Annotated in this window: 17 protein-coding genes; 3 read left to right on the forward strand and 14 right to left on the reverse strand. The window is 61.2% G+C overall.

Going from position 1 to position 17,757, the window contains the following annotated elements; all coding sequences use genetic code 11:
• Window positions 1-23 precede the first annotated feature (23 nt).
• From PRJ_RS15935 to PRJ_RS16000, 14 genes are all read right to left on the reverse strand, one after another.
• Window positions 24-1,025, reverse strand: a complete 1,002-nt coding sequence (locus PRJ_RS15935) for an HAD family phosphatase (protein ID WP_104961921.1) — start codon at window positions 1,023-1,025, stop codon at window positions 24-26.
• Between the two features lie 44 nt (window positions 1,026-1,069).
• Window positions 1,070-2,374 (reverse strand): BatD family protein, encoded by a 1,305-nt coding sequence (locus PRJ_RS15940; protein WP_104961922.1) that lies wholly within the window; start codon window positions 2,372-2,374, stop codon window positions 1,070-1,072.
• Entirely contained in the window at window positions 2,371-3,966 is a 1,596-nt protein-coding gene (locus tag PRJ_RS15945; protein ID WP_104961923.1) for a VWA domain-containing protein, read from the reverse strand. The genes PRJ_RS15940 and PRJ_RS15945 overlap by 4 nt, the downstream gene beginning before the upstream one ends.
• Window positions 3,967-4,959, reverse strand: coding sequence for a VWA domain-containing protein (locus PRJ_RS15950; protein WP_104961924.1), 993 nt, complete (start codon window positions 4,957-4,959; stop codon window positions 3,967-3,969).
• Window positions 4,946-5,455: a DUF4381 domain-containing protein gene (locus PRJ_RS15955; protein ID WP_104961925.1), complete on the reverse strand. Its 510-nt coding sequence runs from the start codon at window positions 5,453-5,455 to the stop codon at window positions 4,946-4,948. The genes PRJ_RS15950 and PRJ_RS15955 overlap by 14 nt, the downstream gene beginning before the upstream one ends.
• Window positions 5,452-6,393, reverse strand: a complete 942-nt coding sequence (locus PRJ_RS15960) for a DUF58 domain-containing protein (RefSeq protein WP_104961926.1) — start codon at window positions 6,391-6,393, stop codon at window positions 5,452-5,454. The genes PRJ_RS15955 and PRJ_RS15960 overlap by 4 nt, the downstream gene beginning before the upstream one ends.
• A 13-nt stretch (window positions 6,394-6,406) precedes the next feature.
• Window positions 6,407-7,381, reverse strand: a complete 975-nt coding sequence (locus PRJ_RS15965; protein ID WP_104961927.1) for a MoxR family ATPase — start codon at window positions 7,379-7,381, stop codon at window positions 6,407-6,409.
• A 106-nt stretch (window positions 7,382-7,487) separates the two neighbouring features.
• Window positions 7,488-9,842: a tetratricopeptide repeat protein gene (locus PRJ_RS15970; protein ID WP_104961928.1), complete on the reverse strand. Its 2,355-nt coding sequence runs from the start codon at window positions 9,840-9,842 to the stop codon at window positions 7,488-7,490.
• 308 nt (window positions 9,843-10,150) lie between these two features.
• Window positions 10,151-11,301, reverse strand: a protein-coding gene (locus PRJ_RS15975; protein ID WP_104960814.1) for an IS3 family transposase whose coding sequence is annotated in 2 segments (ribosomal slippage) — window positions 10,151-11,067 and window positions 11,067-11,301 — 1,152 coding nt in all. Because the reading frame shifts where the segments join, the coding sequence is not laid out codon by codon here.
• Window positions 11,302-11,342: 41 nt separating this feature from the next.
• Window positions 11,343-12,170: a hypothetical protein gene (locus PRJ_RS15980; protein ID WP_104961929.1), complete on the reverse strand. Its 828-nt coding sequence runs from the start codon at window positions 12,168-12,170 to the stop codon at window positions 11,343-11,345.
• A gap of 53 nt (window positions 12,171-12,223) precedes the next feature.
• Window positions 12,224-12,784, reverse strand: a complete 561-nt coding sequence (locus tag PRJ_RS15985) for a hypothetical protein (protein ID WP_256597846.1) — start codon at window positions 12,782-12,784, stop codon at window positions 12,224-12,226.
• Window positions 12,785-12,835: 51 nt separating this feature from the next.
• On the reverse strand, window positions 12,836-13,504 hold the full coding sequence (locus PRJ_RS15990) for a DUF3313 domain-containing protein (protein WP_104961930.1): 669 nt from the start codon (window positions 13,502-13,504) through the stop codon (window positions 12,836-12,838).
• A 47-nt stretch (window positions 13,505-13,551) separates the two neighbouring features.
• On the reverse strand, window positions 13,552-14,871 hold the full coding sequence (locus PRJ_RS15995) for an OmpP1/FadL family transporter (RefSeq protein WP_104961931.1): 1,320 nt from the start codon (window positions 14,869-14,871) through the stop codon (window positions 13,552-13,554).
• A gap of 121 nt (window positions 14,872-14,992) precedes the next feature.
• A complete protein-coding gene (locus PRJ_RS16000; RefSeq protein WP_010953653.1) occupies window positions 14,993-15,880 on the reverse strand; it encodes a MerR family transcriptional regulator in 888 nt (295 codons plus the stop codon).
• Window positions 15,881-16,033: 153 nt separating this feature from the next.
• Between PRJ_RS16000 and PRJ_RS16005 the strand changes: the two genes are divergently transcribed.
• The 3 genes from PRJ_RS16005 to PRJ_RS16015 all read left to right on the forward strand — a co-directional run bounded on the left by PRJ_RS16005 (window position 16,034) and on the right by PRJ_RS16015 (window position 17,755).
• Entirely contained in the window at window positions 16,034-16,480 is a 447-nt protein-coding gene (locus tag PRJ_RS16005) for a PAS domain S-box protein (RefSeq protein WP_029615462.1), read from the forward strand.
• A gap of 103 nt (window positions 16,481-16,583) precedes the next feature.
• A complete protein-coding gene (locus PRJ_RS16010; RefSeq protein ID WP_104961932.1) occupies window positions 16,584-17,006 on the forward strand; it encodes a nuclear transport factor 2 family protein in 423 nt (140 codons plus the stop codon).
• Window positions 17,003-17,755 carry an SDR family oxidoreductase gene (locus tag PRJ_RS16015; protein WP_104961933.1) on the forward strand — a complete coding sequence of 251 codons (753 nt, stop codon included), beginning with the start codon at window positions 17,003-17,005 and terminating at the stop codon, window positions 17,753-17,755. The genes PRJ_RS16010 and PRJ_RS16015 overlap by 4 nt, the downstream gene beginning before the upstream one ends.
• Window positions 17,756-17,757 lie beyond the last annotated feature (2 nt).

Raw genomic sequence — 17,757 nt, forward strand, 5'->3', positions numbered from 1 at the left:
TCCCTGTGCCCTGCGGTTCTCTTTCATTGAACCTGGTTGCTTTCGAATGGGTAGATGCGCTGCCACTCGCGCGCCATATCGACTACGGTCCAGTTCGCACCCATGGCGGTATCCAGCGCCTTGTCCAGGTGCCCGACCTTGCTGTCGCGGTCATAGGCCCATTCGCGTGTCGCATCGGTGTGGTGGACCAGCCCGGCAAAGCGCTTGCCGTCGCCAGCCATGGTCCACTGCAGCATTTGCAGGTCGCCGTCGGAGTTGCCGAAGGCGAAGATAGGGCGACGGCCGATATGGGCATCGATGCTCACCGGCTTGCCTGGGCCATCATCGTTGTGCAGCAACTTGGGCAGCCGTTCGATAGACAATTTACCGTTGTCCTCGATAAAACGCGCTTCCAGTATGGTGCCGATCACTTGCTCTGGCGGCACCCCATAGACTTCCTCAGCGAATGCACGCATGAAGGCCACCTCGCCGCCTGAAACGATGTAAGTCCTGAAACCATTGGCCCGCAGGTACTGCAAGAGCTCGAGCATGGGCTGGAAGACCATCTCGGTGTACGGCTTGTGGGTGCGAGGGTGCACGGCCTTCGCCAGCCAGCGCTGGGTATTGGTGATAAAAGCCTCGGTGCTGACCCCGGCATGGGTGGCGGCCACGATCTTCAGCATACCGTCCATGCCGCTGTCACTGAGTGCTTGCTGGTCGCCCTCAAGGACGGCCTTGAACGGCTGTTGGGTGGCCCACTCCGGGTGCTGCGGTGCGAGCCTTTTGACCTCGTCGAGGGCAAACAGCACTTCGAAATACAGCGGCTGCTCGCTCCACAGCGTGCCATCATTGTCGAAGACGGCGATGCGCTCGGCCTCGGGCACGTAATCTTTGCCGCCCTCGGTGGTCACGGCGCCCACGAAAGCTTCGATGGCTTGCCGTGAAGGACCCTCCCGCCAGGAAGGCAGCGGGTTCGCGGCCTGCACAGCCAAAGGCAACACGAGCAACCAGGTCAACCACCAGCGCGTACGGTGCAGGTCGAGCATGAAGTATCCCTCCTCTGTGCTGCCTATCCACTTCAGGCAAAAACTCATGGGTTGAGTGGTTTCAAGCCTTCAGGGTGACTGACCTGCCGCCCGTTCACCGCCGCTCGCCGCAGCGCTGGCAGAATCGGGCTCAGTGACGGCGCAACCTGGCGCACTTCACTGCCATTGCCGTAACGGTTCTGGAGCCAGTCTAGTAGACGTATTCGCAATGAGGATGGCAAAGATAAGGAAAATTCTGACACCGTGCGCTGCCCGGTAACCCGCCGGATCCACAGGTATAGCCCGTCGAGCTGAGGTGGGTCTTGCGCAAGTTGTGCACGCGCCTGCCGCCAGGCATGCTCGGCAGACTGCAAGCGCACCCTACGCCGCGCTGCATGCCAGCCTTTCAAATGCCGCCACACCGCGTGCATCCACGGCCGTGCAAAGTAAATCAGCCCTCCGCCAAGCACCAGCAAGCCCGCTGCCCACAACCAATGACCGGGCAGGCGCAACTGTGCCTGACGGCCGAGCGCGCGCAGGTCCTGGTCGATGGCAAAGGGTGCCTTGTAACCACCCTCGATGGCGTTGACGTCGATGGGGGGCAACGTTGCTTGCCTGGCCTCACCGGTAGCCGCGTCCCACCACTGCAGTTCAATCGCGGGTAATTGGTAACGTCCGGCAGCCGATACCACATAGCTCACACTGTCCTCGCGCTGGCCGCCGATCGAGCCACCGCGGCCATCACTAAGCGGCGCAATACGAGGGGTTTGTACATAGCGTTTAAGGCCTTTGATGTCGACCAGCGGTGGCGGCGGTATCAGCATCGCCTGCGCACCTTCGGCTTGCGTCATCACACGGCGGGTAATGCTGTCCCCTGCACGCAACGGCGAATGCGACAGTTGTGTTTGTTGCTCAAGGCTGACGTTTCGCGCCACCAGGCGGTGCACAGTCGCGTCGCCGGCCAGGGCCTTGGCTGTGAACGACAGCGGTTCGCTGGTGAGCGTGACCGGCGCATCCGCCTGGCCGGGGAACACCTGAAAGGTTTGCGCAGGGAGCGTGAAAGCCTGGGCCGTCTGCGGGGTGATCTGATAGGTGTAACGCAGGCCGAAGAAGGGTTTGCCGTCGAGTCGTTCGTTCAGATGCTGCGCTTCACCGCTCGGCGCGCTCACCGTAGCACCCGGAAGTTCGATCACCGGCAGCACGGCCGGCTGGGTGAACCAGGTGTCCACCAGCAAGTCGACCTGCAGCTCGAGCGTCGCGCCTACCACCGTGTCACCGGCCGGCAGCAGGCGCGCCTGCACGCGTGCCTCGGGTGCCGCGACCGCGAGCAATGGCAGGTAGAGCCCTAGCAGCAACAGCAAGCGTTTCATCGGGTGCCCTCCGGGGTTTTCCGTGAGGCGTCCTGAAGCAGGAACTTGCGCCTGAGGAACTGTGCCGGCGACGTCGTCAGGTTGTTCAGCCAGACCTGGTCCGAAGCGGCCTGCGGAGTTTGCTGCTTCTGCCGGGCGCCTTTGGAGGGTGTCTGGTCCTCCACCACCTTGTCGGCCTTCTCGTCTGGTGTGCCTGCCTGTTGCTGGTCTTCGTAGTCTTTGAGCAGCGCCTGTGCCAGTGCCAGATTGGCGCTGGCCTCGGGAAACACCGGCTGCCGCTTCAACGCCTGTTGAAAGGCCTGGACCGCCTGGGGAAACTTGAACTGGCGCACGTAGATATTGCCCCGGTAGAAAAAAGCCTCGGCGGTATCGAGCTTGCCCAGGCTGGCCAAGGCAACGTCATAGTCGGCGGCGGTATAGGCAGCCAGGCCTTTCCAGTAAGGGTCGTTGAAATGCGCTGCGGCCTGCGGGTAATGGCCATGCTCAAAGGCCCAGCGGCCCTGTTGGTCAGGCGTGAAGAAGGCATCTGCGACGGGCCCGGCCCGCGCCGTTTGCGGCTGCGTGCCCAACAATACCGCCATCAGCACGGTGGCCATCCAGTGCACCTTCCAGCCACGGCGCAGGCACAACAGCGCAATCAGCGCCAGCGGCCAGCACAGCCAGTAGCCGGCGTCCTTCCAGTGCACCTGCTGCGGGTCGCCTTGGGCTGCCTGAAAATGCTGTTGCGCATGCAGTTCGATCCAGTCCAGGTCGTCGTCACTCAGGGTCAGGCTGCCCAGCGGGCCGTTGACGGCTTTGGCCAACTGCCTCAAGCCCTGCTGATCGAAGTCCGCCTGCAGCGGGCGCCCTTCGGCATCGATGCGGGTACGGCCCTGGGCGTCATGCAAAACACCGCTGTCGTGGCTGCCAACGGCCAGTACCATCACCTGCAGGTCGCTGCCTTTCAGCGCGCCCGCGAGTGCCGACAGTTGCCCGGCATCGGCGCCATCGGTCAGCAGCACCAGCGTGCCGGGCACCTGTTCGGCAGCAAGCAAGCGTTTCGCCACTTCGATCACGCCCACCACGTCCTTGCCGGGTTTGGCGATCAAATCGGTGGTTAGCGCTTGCAAAAACGTATCAAGCAACTGCGGGTCTTCCGTGGCGGGCAGCACCAGGTGCGCGCTGCCGGCATACACGATGAGCGCCGTGCGCGCGCCCGCGCGGCGCATCACCAAGTCGTGCAGGGTATGTTTGGCGGCTTGCAGGCGGGACGGGGGGACGTCGTCGGCATCCATCGAGGGCGACAGGTCCAGTGCCAGGATCAACGGCGCACGGTTGTCGACGAACGCCGGGATATCTCGCTGCCAGGTCGGCCCGGCAGCGGCCAGGGCACCCAGGCCGAGCAGTACTGCCAGCATGTAAACGGGCCGTACCCGCTGTTGCTCCTCAGGGGTGATGAGCAAATGCTCGACCAAGTGTGGAGCGATCACGCCTTGCAGCTGCCGCTTCAGATCATGGCGCCGCTGCCAGGCCCACGGCAGCAGCGCAGCCGGTAGCCACAGCCACAACCAGTAAGGGCGTAGCAGGTGCAAGGCGCTGAAGTCGATGTCCATTCACGGCCTCCCCTGCGCAGGCCGTGCCCGCAACGGGCCGGCTATGGCTGCCAGGCTATGCCCCAAGGCCAGCAACAGCAGGGCCGCCCCCAGTGGCCACCAGAACAGGTCACGCTTGGGCTGGTGGCTGAAGGTCTTGACGCGGTGCGGGGTAATCCGGTCGAGCGTGGCATACACCTGCGCCAGCGCGCCCCGGTCATCGGCGCGGAAGAACCGGCCACCGGTGGTACGCGCGATGCCCTCCAGCGCCTGCAAGTCCACCTTGTCTTCACCGCTGGCCTGGGGGTCGCCGATACCAATGGTATGTACCACGATATTCCGATCGCTGGCCAAGGCTGCCGCGTGTTCAGGCGTTATGGCGCTGCCGGTGTCGTTGCCGTCGCTCAGCAGCACCATCACCTTTTCCTGCTCATTGGCCTGGTCCAGCAGCTTGATGGCAAGGCCAATGGCATCGCCTATGGCGGTATTCGGCCCTGCCATCCCCACACCGACTTCATCGAGCAGCAGCGAGAGGCTGGCATGATCGAGGGTCAGGGGCGCCTGTGGGTAGGCACCCGTGCCGAAGACGATCAAGCCGATGCGGTCTTGCTTGCGCTGGGCGATGAAGTCGCGGACCACCCCTTTCACCGCGCTCAACCGATCCACTTGCCGGCCATTGACGTCCGTAAAGTCCCTGGCCTGCATGGACTGCGAAATATCGATCGCCAGCAGCATGTCGCGGATCGGTTGCTCACGCTCGATGGCCTTTTCCACCAGTACGGGCCGCGCGCAGGCCGCCACCAGAAGGCCCCATACCAGCAGGTTCACGAGCACTTGCCAGCGCCCGCCCGAGGGTGGCGAGGTGCCCGGCAACTGGTTCACTGCACGGCTCATGGCAAAGAAAAACGGCACCCGCAATGCGCTGCGCGCCTCGTGATAAGGGCGCATGAAACGGTAGACGACCCAGGGCAAGGGCAGCAACAAGAACACCCACAGGTAATCAAACTGCCACATGATGAGCCTCGATCCAGCGCCTGCAGGTGTTCACCAGGCTCCGCAGCTCAGGTTCGCCGATCGCCTGCACCTGCAGGTCTGGCGCATACGCCAGCGTGTGCAGTTGCGCGGCGAACTGCCCAGGCAAGGCAAAGCGTGCCCGCTGCTGCAGAAACACCTGCCATTGCGCGCCCGACAAGCTATGCACCGCGGGTGCATCGGGCATGGAAAGCGCTACCCGCTTGAGCAGTTCCGGCACTTCACGCAGGGCCGCCAGACGCTGCTCGGGCTTGGCCAGCGCCCCCGCCAGCGCGTCGAGCCGCAACAGCGCCTCACGCCGATAGCGATTACGCTGCCAGCGCCGCCAGGCATACACGGCATAAGCGAGCCCTGCCAGCACCACAAGGGCCAGCAATACCGCCCAGCCCCAGGTGTGCGGGGCGTAACTGAACGGCGGTACCGGCAACGGCAGCTCCTTGAGCTGGTCGATGGCGGCAGGCGACGGCCGGGCACTCATCGGGCACTCCCCCCAAGCCGCCCCAGTTCACGCTGTACCTGGCCCAGCACCTCGTCGCCGGTACTGATCATCATCAGGGGTATCTGGCTGCGGCGCAGCAGCTGGGCCACTTCCTGCAGGCGCCCGGAGAGAAAATCGCCCAACGGCCGGTGCACCTGGCGCCGCCCGACCTCAAGGTCGACCTGCACCTCACCCTGCGTCACGCTCAAACGCCCCTTGTCAGGCACCTCCAGCGCGATAGGGTCATACACCTGCATGGCGATCACATCATTGTGCGCACTCAGTTGGCGCAACAGCTTCAAGGTCTGCTCCGACACACCGGCAAAGTCACTGATGATGCAAACCAGCGCATCATGCCCGGCCAGGCCGATGACAGTACGCAGCGCACTGTCGAGTTGCCCCGCTTGTTCGCTGTCCGGCCCTGACGCACTGAGGCGGTTGTTGCTGCGCACCACTGCCGCGCAAAGTGCCTGCACCCGTGCGCGGCTGCGCAGCGGCCTGATGTGCACCACCTGCTGATCGTCGAACACCAGCCCGCCCACTCGATCGCCGGCTTGCAGGGCGATCCATGCCGACAACGCGGCAAGCTCGGCAGCGGTGACCGACTTGAAGCTGCGCCTGGAGCCGAAGTACATGTTCATGCGCTGATCGACCAGCAGCAGCGTCGGCCGGTCGCGCTCTTCGGTGAAGGTGCGCACGAACGGCTTGCCATAGCGTAACGAGGCGCGCCAGTCGAGGTGTCGCAGGTCATCGCCAGGTATGTAACGGCGCAGCTCGTCAAAGCTCAAGCCACGCCCACGCAGGCGTGAGGCATGGTTGCCCGCCAGAATGCTAGCCAAGGGCTGACGCGCCAGAAAGCTCAAACCGCGCACGCGGTATTCGAACGCCATCAGCTGGCTCAGCGAAGCGTAGACGAAACCATCCTGGGTCGGTTGCATGGGCTCGCTCCGTTCAGGCCGGGATGGCGACCTTGTCCAGCAGCCGGTCGATCACCTGGTCGGCCCCAATGCCATCGGCGACGGCGTCGTAAGAGAGCTGCAAGCGGTGGCGCAACACCGGATGGATGACCGCACGCACATCGTCCGGGGTGACGTACTCCTGCCCGGCCAGCCACGCGTGGGCGCGCGCCACCCTATCCAGGCTGATACCGCCACGCGGGCTGGCGCCGATCTTGACCCAGCGCCCAAGGTCCGGGTCATGCTCTGCCGGGTGGCGGGTAGCGTTGATCAGATCAATCAGGTAGCGGTCGATCGCAGGCGATACTTCGATGCCGGCGATCGCGCTGCGGGCGGCGAACACCACCTCCTGGGGTAGACGCCCAGGCGCCTGGTGCGGGTGGCCTGCCTGCTGTTCCTCGTTGCGCACCAGGCGCAGCACCAGGGTTTCATCCTCCACCTTGGGATAGTCCAGTTGCAGCTTCATCAGGAACCGGTCCATCTGCGCCTCGGGCAATGGGTAGGTACCTTCTTGCTCGATCGGGTTCTGGGTCGCCAGCACCATGAACAGGCCCGACATCGGGTAGCTCTGACCGGCCACGGTAATCTGGCGTTCTTCCATGGCTTCAAGCAGCGCCGCCTGAACCTTGGCCGGGGCGCGGTTGATCTCATCGGCGAGAATCACGTTGCCGAACAGCGGCCCAGGCTGAAACTTGATCTCGTTGCCCTGTGCGGTCTGCTGGAGGATTTCGCCACCGGTGATGTCCGACGGTAATAGGTCGGGGGTGAACTGGATGCGCCGCATGCTGGCTTCCAGATGCGTGGCCAACGCCTTGACCGTACGCGTTTTGGCCAGCCCAGGCAGGCTTTCCAGCAAGACGTGACCATTGGCCAGCAAGCCAAGAATCACATGACGAATGGTGTCGGCCTGGCCCAGCACGCTCTGCGCCACATGGGCTTCGAGTTCAGCAATCTGCTCGCGTATATCCACTGTCCGGTCCTAGTCAGTCGGGGCATCGACAAGAGGCCCCACGGATGTTCGCAACTGCTTGAAGGCGACGAGGTAAATCTAGCCGCTCACCGCGCCCTCGCCAGCTTCAGTTTGTGCTTTCGTACTTTTGCCAATAAGGCTCGATGCCTTGCAGGCGTATATCGTCAGGGGCCGCTTTGCGCATCCTTTGCACATAGGCGTAGGCTTCACTGCGTTCACCGGCCAAGGCATGCAGGTAGATCAACGAGTAAAGCAGGTCGGCGTTGTCAGGCGCCTGCTTGAGGCCCTGCTCCAGTGCCACCAAGGCCTCATCCCGACGGTTCATGCGCGACAGCAGCAAACCTTGGTTGTAACGAATGCGCGCATTGCCTGGCAGCGCGACCGCTGCCGTTTCCATCAAGCCCACGGCCTCTTCGGGCTGGCGTCGTTCCACCAGCAGCAGGGCCAGCATGTACGCCAGGTTGCCGTGGTCGGGGGCCGACATCTTGTCCAGCGCCAGGCCTGCGCGCAGTACCTTTTCCGCTTCATCGAGCTGGTGTTCGGCCGTTGCAAGATTGGCCAGGTTGACCCGCGCCGGCACAAAGTAAGGGTCAAGGTGCAATGCCTGACGGTACTGTTCCATGGCTTCTTGCTGACGCCCCTGGCGGCTCAACAGGACGGCCAGGTTCAAACGCCCGCCAGGCAGGTCGGCATTGCCACGCAGCCGCGCCTCATAGTCCGCCAGCGCGGTGCTGAACGCCTCCATCGACTGGGCTGGCAATTGCGCCGTGGGCACATCCGCGAGCGCCCGCACTGCCTCATCGCGCACCGCCAGGGACGGGTCTTCGAGCAGGGGCAACAGCGGCTTGAGACGCTGCTCTGGTGGCACGCTCGAGAAACCAGAGGTGGCGTAGGCTCGCACCAAGGGGCTCGGATCTTTCAACGCCCAGCCCAGACTGATGAGGGCCTGGGGGCCCAGGTCGGCCATCTGTTCGGCAGCCGTGGCACGGACGATGGTCGGCTTGGTCTTGTCTGCCAGCACCGTATTCAAAAGGCTCAACGGGATACCTTGGCCATCGCGCACCGCCTGGAACGCCTCGCCAAACAACACCGGCCGCTGCGGTTTGCCAAACCACTGCTCGATTGCCTTGGCCGCCCAGGCCGGTTGCTGATCCTTGTGACAGGCGGTGCAGGCATCGGGGCTGTCGACCTTGCTGGCGAGGTCCGGACGTGGGATCCGCAAGCTGTGGTCGCGACGGGGGTCGACGACCATGTAGGTCTTGGTCGGCATGTGGCAACTGACACACTGGGCGCCAGGGCTGCCAGCGACATGGTGATGGTGGGCGGGTGTATTGTAGTCCTTGGCCTGCAGGGTGGCGAAGCGGGCAACCGGTGGATTACCGTTGTGGCATTGCAGGCACAGCCCGTTGCCTTCGATCTTGACCTTGGTGGTGTGGGGATTGTGGCAGTCGGTGCAGCCTACCCCTGCATTGTACATTTTGCTTTGCGTGAACGAGCCGTACTCGTACACCTCACCGTCGATCTGACCATCGGCGTGGTAAAGGCCACGGCGCAATGTTGCCGGGAGGCTCTGGTCAAGCTGCGGATGACCAGGTAACTGACCCACGCCAAGGGTCTGCCGCCGGCTGTGGCAGAACGCACATTGCTCGACCATGCCCTGACTGCCCAGCGCCTTGTAATCGACGGCCAGGCCTATGTCCTTGGCCGATGCATAGGCTTGCTCGGCTGGTTTGGTTTTATTCGCCCAATCGACATGCGCCTTGCCAGGCCCATGACAGCTCTGGCAGCCAACGTTCTGCTCTTTCCAGGTGGAGGCGAAGCTGTCCTGACGATCGTCGTAATGCTTCATCAAGCGAGTGGAATGGCAATCGGCGCACATGCCGTTCCAGTTCTGGTAGCGACCGGTCCAGTGCAAGGGGTCATCGGGCGCGAAGCGTTGGCCTGGGTAGAGCGAGAACCAGCGTTGCCCGCCCTCACCCTTGGCTCTGCTGTCCCAGGCGATGGTCAAAGCCTGCAGGCGGCCTCTGGGCAAGGCAACCAGGTACTGCTGCAGCGGATAGTGGCCGAAGGTGTAGAGAATTTGAAAGTCTGCCGGTTGGCCATCCTCACCTTCGGTATTGACGAAGAAGCCACCCTGCCTGCGGAAGAAACGCGCCGTTACCCCGGCCTCATCGAAGCGAGCATTCTTGAAGTTGCCGAGCACGTTGGCCTCGGTAGCATCACGCATGGCCCAGCCGTGATCCGAGTCCTTCCAGGCTTTGGCCTGGGTAACGTGACAGCCAAGGCAAGTAGCGGTTGCCACATAGCCCTCGGACGCGATCGAGGGGGTGGGTACAGCTCCCGCCTCCTCAGCGGAGAACGCGATGTCCATTGGACCAAACAGCCAAATGATCAAAACAGCCAAACAGCACAAGGCCTTCAACGACAAACCCAGCATATTGCCTTCGTTGCGACGCGCCATCCTTTAGCTCCGTGGTCAAACGAATCAGCGCCCCTTGGAAGAGGCTTCTGGCATGCCGAGTAGCGACGCCTGCGTAATTAGGCTGTTGCATAAGGTCTGGATGAAAAGCCTTGAGAAGAGGGTCAGGCTGTTTTCACCGCAGCATCACCGAGTATCAAGGCTCTTCATACAGAACCTAAACCCACTGCTCGCAAATGACCGCTCGGACAGACCTGCAGGCCACTGGTTACTGATCATAGCCGCAAACTGAAAATCCGCTTTGTTATTATTGGCTTAACTTCCCGGCTCAGTGAATCGCCCCTGGTTTCCTAGACACTCTCCAAGCTCAGGAAATAGCGTTTCTCATACTCTACTGGAGACAGCTGCATAGCACTGCTGTGTCGGCGTTTAGGGTTATAGAACATCTCGATGTAATCGAAAATATCACTTCGGGCTTCTTCACGGGTTGTGTAGATCTTTCGTCGGATTCGCTCCCGCTTCAAAAGCTGGAAAAAGCTCTCGGCTACGGCATTGTCGTGGCAGTTTCCCCGCCGGCTCATGCTGCTGATTACATTGTTAGCCTTCAAGAAGCTTTGCCAATCTGAGCTACTGAACTGACTACCCTGATCTGAGTGAATCATCACTTGCTGCTGTGGCTTGCGTCGCCACACAGCCATCAACATTGCGTCGATAGCGAGGTCGCTGCACATCCTTGGCTTCATTGACCAACCAATTACTTGGCGTGAGAACAGATCCAGCACTACCGCCAGGTAGAGCCATCCTTCATAGGTGCGGATGTAAGTGATATCTGTCACCCAGACCTTGTTCGGTTCACTGACATTGAACTGCCGCGCGAGGTGGTTGGGCGAGGCCACTGTTGGTTTACCACCGTAAAACCCTGGACGCCGCCGATAGCCCGTTTGCGAACGCAGCCCCTCCGCCTGCATCAAGCGCCCGACTCGATTTCGTCCGCATTCCTCTCCTAGCTCACGTAGGTCATCGTGAATTTTGCGGTAGCCGTATACGCCTCCGCTTTCTAGCCAAGCGTGTTTGATCAAGCCAAGCAGACGTTGATCTTCTTTTGCTCGGGCAGATTGAGGCTCGGCCAGCCAGGCGTAGTAGCCGCTGGGGTGCACCTTGAGGGTTTGGCAAAGGCGCCGCACCGGGTAATCAGTCGAGTGCTTCTTGATGAAGGCGTACTTTAACCGCACTCCTTGGCAAAGTACGCGGCGGCCTTTTTTAAGATGTCTCGCTCTTCCGTCACGCGCTTGAGTTCAGCGCGCAGCTTGCGCAGTTCGGCCTGCTGATCGTCGTCTTGCTGACGCTGCTCTTGGGGCTTGCTGTAGACCTTGATCCAGGCATAAAGGCTGTGCACGGACATGCCCAGGCGCTGGGCAACATCGGCGACGGGCTTGCCTTTCTCGGTGACTTGCTTGACCGCTTCGATCTTGAATTCTTCAGGGTAACGCTGACGACTCATGGCACCTCCTATTTGGGCCTCATTATGAGGCTTGGAGGTGTCTACGAAACCAGGGGCGATTCACAGCGTGGGAACAACAGCGTCACAGCAAAGCGAAAGCCCCAGCCGTCCGGGCCATTATCCGGTGAGTCGAGCCAGTAACGCGGGCCGGCCTGGACGGTAATGGGGTGGCCGCCAACCTTCAATAATTGGGTAATGGTCAGGTTGAGCGGAATCGTCCACTCTCGGGATTGCCAGTCGTATGTGGACTCACTGTTGATACCAAAGGTGGTCAACGTACTGTTGGTGTAAGAAAGAAACGGTTGCAAGAAGGTCTGGTTGACCTTCTCCTTTCCATCCGCAGGGCTGCCCTCCAGCCCCCAGATATGATTGGCCAATATGCCGTGCGTCCAACCGTTGGATTGCTTCAAAGCTACCGCGGTCGGCCCGAGCCCCCATTGTTCACTGCTCAGTACGTCGTTGCTGCCTGTTGGTATCAGCAGCGCCGGCCCTGCGCCAAGTATCCAGCCACTGGCAGTGGGTTGTTTCGGTGAGAAGAAAAAGCTCTGGGTCACATCGCCCACACCGGAGGTGTCCGCTGCACCACCCAGGCCGTGTTGGTCGATGACCGGGAGGATTGTGCGGGAAATCAGGTTCCACTCTTCATTCAGGCTGAAAGGCAGAACGGGCTGGATGTTTGTCAGGCTGCGCTTGCCATTGCCGCCCGGGCCCATTTTCTGGTCCCAGTTATATTGCACCGGCAAGCTGTACATGGCCGCAACCGGGTTAAGCGCTTTCTTGGCAAGCTCTGCGGAGTCTTCAGCTTGCCCTTGTCCGGTATGTGCCAGCAAGGCAAGTAGATAGAGCGGGTAGCCATTTCTTTTCGACATAGTATTACCCCTAAACTGAAAGCCACTTCGTTGCGATCGGCCTGGCTATTCGGCTATCCCGTGTGATTCGACATCTCGGATTGCTTTGACGGTAGCGGGCCGATGAACATGCATTTAAGGCGCTCGCGGCCAATGACGCGCGCCAACTCTGCGATGACGCAATACATGAATATCAATGTCATCAGCAAAATCTGAACAGCCCAGAAGCGAGGCCAGTTTATGGATCCCCACAACATCGCGTTTGCATCGAGCAAGCCCTCAGCCTCTTTCCAGTACTCATACAGACGTTCCAGGTAATGAACGATCAGCGCGACCATTGCATACATGAGTGTTTTCCAGACAACGTTCCAGATTAGCGGCTTGTCGGGAAACCGGTTGATGAAAGGCAGCATATCGGCAACCAGCACAGACTTGCCCAATATCAGAGCGGCGATCAGCACCGAGGCAGAGACAGGCAGCTCCACCCCTGAGCCCTTGATCATAAGTGCGCGAATCAGCGCAACGATGTGCAGAATCACGAAAAAAAACACGGTGGGCGGAAGCACTTTCAGGCATTCATGTTTGATTTTGAGCATGACCGTTTTCATCGCCCCCCCTTGAAGCATTGCATTCATGCATCACATTCCGCTCCCTTGGCGCACCTCCGCGACAGGGGAACATGCGGGCTATTTCTTCAGCGCCTGGAATGAACTGACCATGTCCTTTGCCCAGCCATCGAGCACGGCACGAGCGTCCTTGGCTTGCATGATCTGCGACGAGTTGTCCAGTTCAGCGCCTGCACCTTTGCGTACCACTTCGGCCACCACTTCATTGGTACTTCCGTCAATGAATGCGGCCTCCGTGGCCACGCTGGTGTCCTGGTCGCGAATACCTGTAGCCGTACTGATGCCGGCGGCCACCAACGCGATCGGAATAACCTCATAGGGGCGCAGCCCTTTGGTTTTTGCGCTGACCCCGGTGATCGCCGGGCGCACCACCAGTACACCTGGCCCGGGGCTCGTCGCCAGCGGCAGGACTGAGGAAAACTGGTTTTTCAACGCCTGATCGTAATATTGGGTTATGCCTTGCAAGGTTTGCTGCGGAATTTTCGCAGTGGGTTGCGGCTTAGGGTAAAACTGGCTGGGTTCGACATAGACGCTGGAAAATTGATTGGCATTGATGCCAGGCTTGATCCAGCGCATAACCTCGGCACCCGAAGGTGATTTGTCTTCCTTGAGCTTGCTGTAGTCCTTCAGAAATCCGGAATATTCATCAGGCTCCACGTATTTGCTCGCACAACCATGCAGTAACAGCGATGCGAGGCAAACGGTTGCAATAAGCGACTTACTTTTCATGCAACTTCTCCTTCCGCGTTGGAGCGGTTATCCAAGGATGAGCGTCTTCAGAATCGCCACGTTGCGCCGCCGCCGATGATGTGCAAGGCGGCGTTATCGAAACTGCCTGATAACGTATCGCCGGAGCGTGCCTTGGTCTGCTCCACGTCCATATCGCCGAGCCAGACCAGCGTGTAGGCCAGGTGCAGGTCCAACCCTTCTTCAACCTGATAGTTCACCCCGGTCGCGAAGCGCCACGTCTCGCCCATCGGGTTGTCCACAGTACGGTCCTTGTCATCGACAGCCGAGCTGTCATACCCCACCCCAACGCTCCAGCGCAGCTGGCGGGTCGCCTGGTACTGCGCGCCGACCGAGGCGTGCCAGGTGTCCTTGTACTGGCGATCGACCGTGCGGCTAACCCCGGCGGCGTTGGCATCTACCTCCACGCCGATATCACCGAATTCACTCCAGTCCTGCCAACCCAGACTACCCAGCAGTGTCCATTGATCGTCCAGCTGATGGGCCACGCTGAACGTCGCGGTCTGCGGCACGTTCATCTCCAGTTCCAGCGTGTCTACAGCCAGGCGGTTCAGGGCGGCATTGATGAGGGGATTGTTGATGTTGCTGACATGCGGATTGTCTTCAAACTCCAGTTTCACCTTGCTGGTGTAGGCCAGGCCAATTCGCGTGCGAGGGGCGAGCTGGTAGAGCAGGCCCAGGTTCACACCAATGCCAAAATCCGTGTCCTTGTATTCAAGCTGGCCGTCGGGGCGCTCGACCAAACCCAGCAGGCTGTTATTGACGGCCACCTCGGTGCGGTAATAGCCGAGCATCATGCGCGGGCCGATACCGACGGTGAGGTCATCGGAGAACTTGTACGCAAAGGTGGGTTGGAAAGACACGCCAATCACCGCTGCTTCCTGGGTAAAGTAGCGCCCTGCCCAGTCATCGTCGTAGTTCAGTGCCAAGCCAAAGTTACCGTACATGCCAAATCCGATGGCCGAGCGGTCATCGAGCTGGTGGCTGATGAACAGGCTGGCGCCCGGCAGGTATTGCAGGGCATTGCCGCCCTCGTTGCCGTCGAACTGGTTGTTGCTGTCGCGTGAGTAACGCAGGTCGCCGAGGATTACCTGCGTGTTGGCGCTGATCTGCGTGCCGGGCAGCAGGGCGATACCTGCGGGATTGCTCATCAGCACGCTGGGGTCGGTGGCCAGCGCCGCCGAGCCAGCATTGGCCAAGCCGTTGCTTTCCTGGCCGGCCTCATAGATGAAGATGCCTCCGGCTAACAGGTCGCTACTGTGGAGAGCCAACAGGATAACCGGTGCAAGTAGCCACCGTTTCGCATGTTCCGCCCGATGCGTACTGAAACGCTTTACGAACACAGTCATTGCCAGCTCCTTTGAACAATGCGCCGTATCGGTTCAGCATAGGTTTAATGACGCTTAGAGAGCGTAGACGCCGTAACGGAACTGTGCACCTCACTATCTGGACAGGGGGGAAGGGCCAGGTTCAGAGGTCTAGCGCCCCCCTGAGCAAGGCGTCAAGCACGCGCGCGACGTCAGCACCCTGCTCGTCCAGCAGGCATACCGGCAGCCCGTGCAAGGCCGCTTGCACACCGGCCAGCCCCTCGCCCGTCAAGGCCAGCGGACAATCAATTTCCATCTGCAGCGAGCGCAGGCGCTTGGCCAAGGCAGGGCTAACCGGTGGCTGCAGCGCGATCACCAGTGCCGCAGGCTGCACCGCTGCACACAGCAGCGGGAGCTCTTCCAGCGGCTGCCCGCAGCCGAGCACGTCGATGCGTTGTCGCTCGCTGCTCAACAGCAGCCCGGCGCACAACACCTGGCACTCGGCTTGACCCTCGGTACCCGCCAGCAGCACCCGCGGCGCATCGACCTGGTTCATCTGCAAGCGCAGCAGCAGCCGGGCGCGCAAGAACGTATCGAGAAACAGCCATTGGCTACGCTGGCCTGGCGCAGTGCCTGAAGCCAGGTCATGCCAAACCGGCATCAGCACGTCCCGCAGCACCGTGGCCTTTGGCAAAAGTGTGAACAGCTGTCCATGGATAGCTTCCAACGCCTGCGCATCGAATGCCCTGGAGGCACGCGCAACGGCGGCGCGCCAATCATCAAAGGCCGAAGGCTGCTGAACAGGCGCCTCAGGCTGGCCGGCGAGCCTGTCGCCAACCTTGCTGATGGGCAGGCCGTTGGCGGTCCAGCGCAAGATGTCGCGTATGCGCTGCACATCCTGGGCTGTGTACAAGCGATGGCCGCCCTCGGTGCGCTGCGGGCGAATCAACCCATGACGCCGCTCCCAGGCACGCAAGGTCACCGGATTTATGCCGGTCAGGCTGACCACATCGCGCATGGGTAGCAATTCGGGTGGGGTGGCGTCGGTCATAACGAGGTGTCATCCAGGGGGTGATACATTCTAAACCCAGATGCACCTTCTGCGGCGAGCCTCCTTGGTTCATCATGCAACAAACGGCGCCAAAAGCTTCTGCACGGAAGCCTTTGGCGCACATCGCATACGAAATGCCTGTAGGTGAGCCCCATGATCAACGCAAAACTCCTGCAACTGATGGTCGAACATTCCAACGATGGCATCGTTGTCGCCGAGCAGGAAGGCAATGAGAGCATCCTTATCTACGTCAACCCGGCCTTCGAGCGCCTGACCGGCTACTGCGCCGACGATATTCTCTATCAGGACTGCCGTTTTCTTCAGGGCGAGGATCACGACCAGCCGGGCATCGCAATTATCCGCGAGGCGATCCGCGAAGGCCGCCCCTGCTGCCAGGTGCTGCGCAACTACCGCAAAGACGGCAGCCTGTTCTGGAATGAGTTGTCCATCACACCGGTGCACAACGAGGCGGACCAGCTGACCTACTACATCGGCATCCAGCGCGATGTCACAGCGCAAGTATTCGCCGAGGAAAGGGTTCGCGAGCTGGAGGCTGAAGTGGCGGAACTGCGCCGGCAGCAGGGCCAGGCCAAGCACTGACAAAAAACCTATACAAGACCGTTGACTTGTATAGATAAAGGCTTAGGCTTCAGTTATACCTGTACAACAATTCAATTTTGTACAGGATTGCCTGGAGCCCAGTATGTCAGCGTACCTACAGCAATTCGCCGAGCGCTTCGCCCGCCTTGATGGGGCTAGCCTCGACACGCTGGATAAACTGTACAGCGACGATGTCACCTTTCGTGACCCCCTGCACCAGATACAGGGGCTGCAGGCCCTGCGTGCCTACTTCGAGCAGTTGTACGCCAACGCCAGCGATATCCGCTACGCCTTCACCAGCGCCGACGAGGTAAAGCCCGGGCAGGGCTACCTGCGTTGGACACTGCAGTTTTGCCACCCGCGCCTGGCCGGCGGACAGCCGATCACGTTGCAAGGCTGCAGCTGCCTGCATTGGCGCGACCGTGTGCATTTTCACCAGGACTATTTCGACGCCGGCGCCCTGCTTTATGAGCACCTTCCCGTCATGGGCACAGCAATCCGCTGGCTCAAAGGCAGGCTGGCATGAGCCGCTGTTGGCTGACCGGCGCCAGCAGCGGTATCGGTGCCGCGCTCGCGCAAGTCCTCCTGGAGCAAGGCCACCAGGTTGCCTTGGGCGGGCGCAACGCCGACCGCCTTGCCCCGCTGGCCGAACGGTTTCCCGGGCAGGCATTGCTGGCCATTGGCGATCTTGACAACCCGGAGCAGGTCGCCGGCATCGCTGCGCATATCGAGCAGGCCTGGGGAGGCCTGGACATGGCCATTTTCAATGCCGGCACCTGCGAATACCTGGAGCCGGGGCATTTCGATCCGGCGTTGGTCGAGCGCGTCATGCGCACCAACCTGCTGGGCGTCAGCTACTGCCTGGCGGCGGCACTGCCCTTGCTTCGCGCCGGCCAACGCCCCCACCTGGTGGTGATGGGCAGTTCGGTAACCTGGCTGGCCTTGCCCCGCGCCGGCGCCTATGGCGCGTCCAAGGCCGCGGTGCGCTATCTGGTGGAGTCACAGCGAATCGACCTGGCTCGCGAAGGCATTGCGGTCACCTTGGTAAGCCCAGGCTTCGTGGACACGCCACTGACCCGTCGCAACGATTTCCCCATGCCACAGCTGTGGTCCGCGCAGCGTGCCGCCCGGCATATCGCCAGGCGCCTGCCCCGCCGCCCCCTGGAAATCAACTTCCCCGGTCTTTTCACCCTGGTGTTGCGCCTGCTCGGGGCGCTGCCCGCGCGCCTGCGCCTGGCGCTGGGCCAACGCCTCGCCCGTCATGAACAGGAATGATG

It is taken from the genome of Pseudomonas sp. XWY-1 (assembly GCF_002953115.1).
GTDB classification, from domain to species: domain Bacteria; phylum Pseudomonadota; class Gammaproteobacteria; order Pseudomonadales; family Pseudomonadaceae; genus Aquipseudomonas; species Aquipseudomonas alloputida.

Bases quoted from the DNA above. Each gene is read 5' to 3' on its own strand.
- PRJ_RS16015 (WP_104961933.1), top strand. From the start codon at position 17,003: ATGAGCCGCTGTTGGCTGACCGGCGCCAGCAGCGGTATCGGTGCCGCG.
- PRJ_RS15980 (WP_104961929.1), bottom strand. From the start codon at position 12,170: ATGTCGAAAAGAAATGGCTACCCGCTCTATCTACTTGCCTTGCTGGCA.
- PRJ_RS15970 (WP_104961928.1), bottom strand. From the start codon at position 9,842: ATGGCGCGTCGCAACGAAGGCAATATGCTGGGTTTGTCGTTGAAGGCC.
- PRJ_RS15985 (WP_256597846.1), bottom strand. From the start codon at position 12,784: ATGAATGCAATGCTTCAAGGGGGGGCGATGAAAACGGTCATGCTCAAA.
- PRJ_RS15950 (WP_104961924.1), bottom strand. From the start codon at position 4,959: ATGTGGCAGTTTGATTACCTGTGGGTGTTCTTGTTGCTGCCCTTGCCC.
- PRJ_RS16005 (WP_029615462.1), top strand. From the start codon at position 16,034: ATGATCAACGCAAAACTCCTGCAACTGATGGTCGAACATTCCAACGAT.
- PRJ_RS15960 (WP_104961926.1), bottom strand. From the start codon at position 6,393: ATGCAACCGACCCAGGATGGTTTCGTCTACGCTTCGCTGAGCCAGCTG.
- PRJ_RS15935 (WP_104961921.1), bottom strand. From the start codon at position 1,025: ATGCTCGACCTGCACCGTACGCGCTGGTGGTTGACCTGGTTGCTCGTG.
- PRJ_RS15990 (WP_104961930.1), bottom strand. From the start codon at position 13,504: ATGAAAAGTAAGTCGCTTATTGCAACCGTTTGCCTCGCATCGCTGTTA.
- PRJ_RS15955 (WP_104961925.1), bottom strand. From the start codon at position 5,455: ATGAGTGCCCGGCCGTCGCCTGCCGCCATCGACCAGCTCAAGGAGCTG.
- PRJ_RS15945 (WP_104961923.1), bottom strand. From the start codon at position 3,966: ATGGACATCGACTTCAGCGCCTTGCACCTGCTACGCCCTTACTGGTTG.
- PRJ_RS15940 (WP_104961922.1), bottom strand. From the start codon at position 2,374: ATGAAACGCTTGCTGTTGCTGCTAGGGCTCTACCTGCCATTGCTCGCG.
- PRJ_RS15995 (WP_104961931.1), bottom strand. From the start codon at position 14,871: ATGACTGTGTTCGTAAAGCGTTTCAGTACGCATCGGGCGGAACATGCG.
- PRJ_RS16000 (WP_010953653.1), bottom strand. From the start codon at position 15,880: ATGACCGACGCCACCCCACCCGAATTGCTACCCATGCGCGATGTGGTC.
- PRJ_RS16010 (WP_104961932.1), top strand. From the start codon at position 16,584: ATGTCAGCGTACCTACAGCAATTCGCCGAGCGCTTCGCCCGCCTTGAT.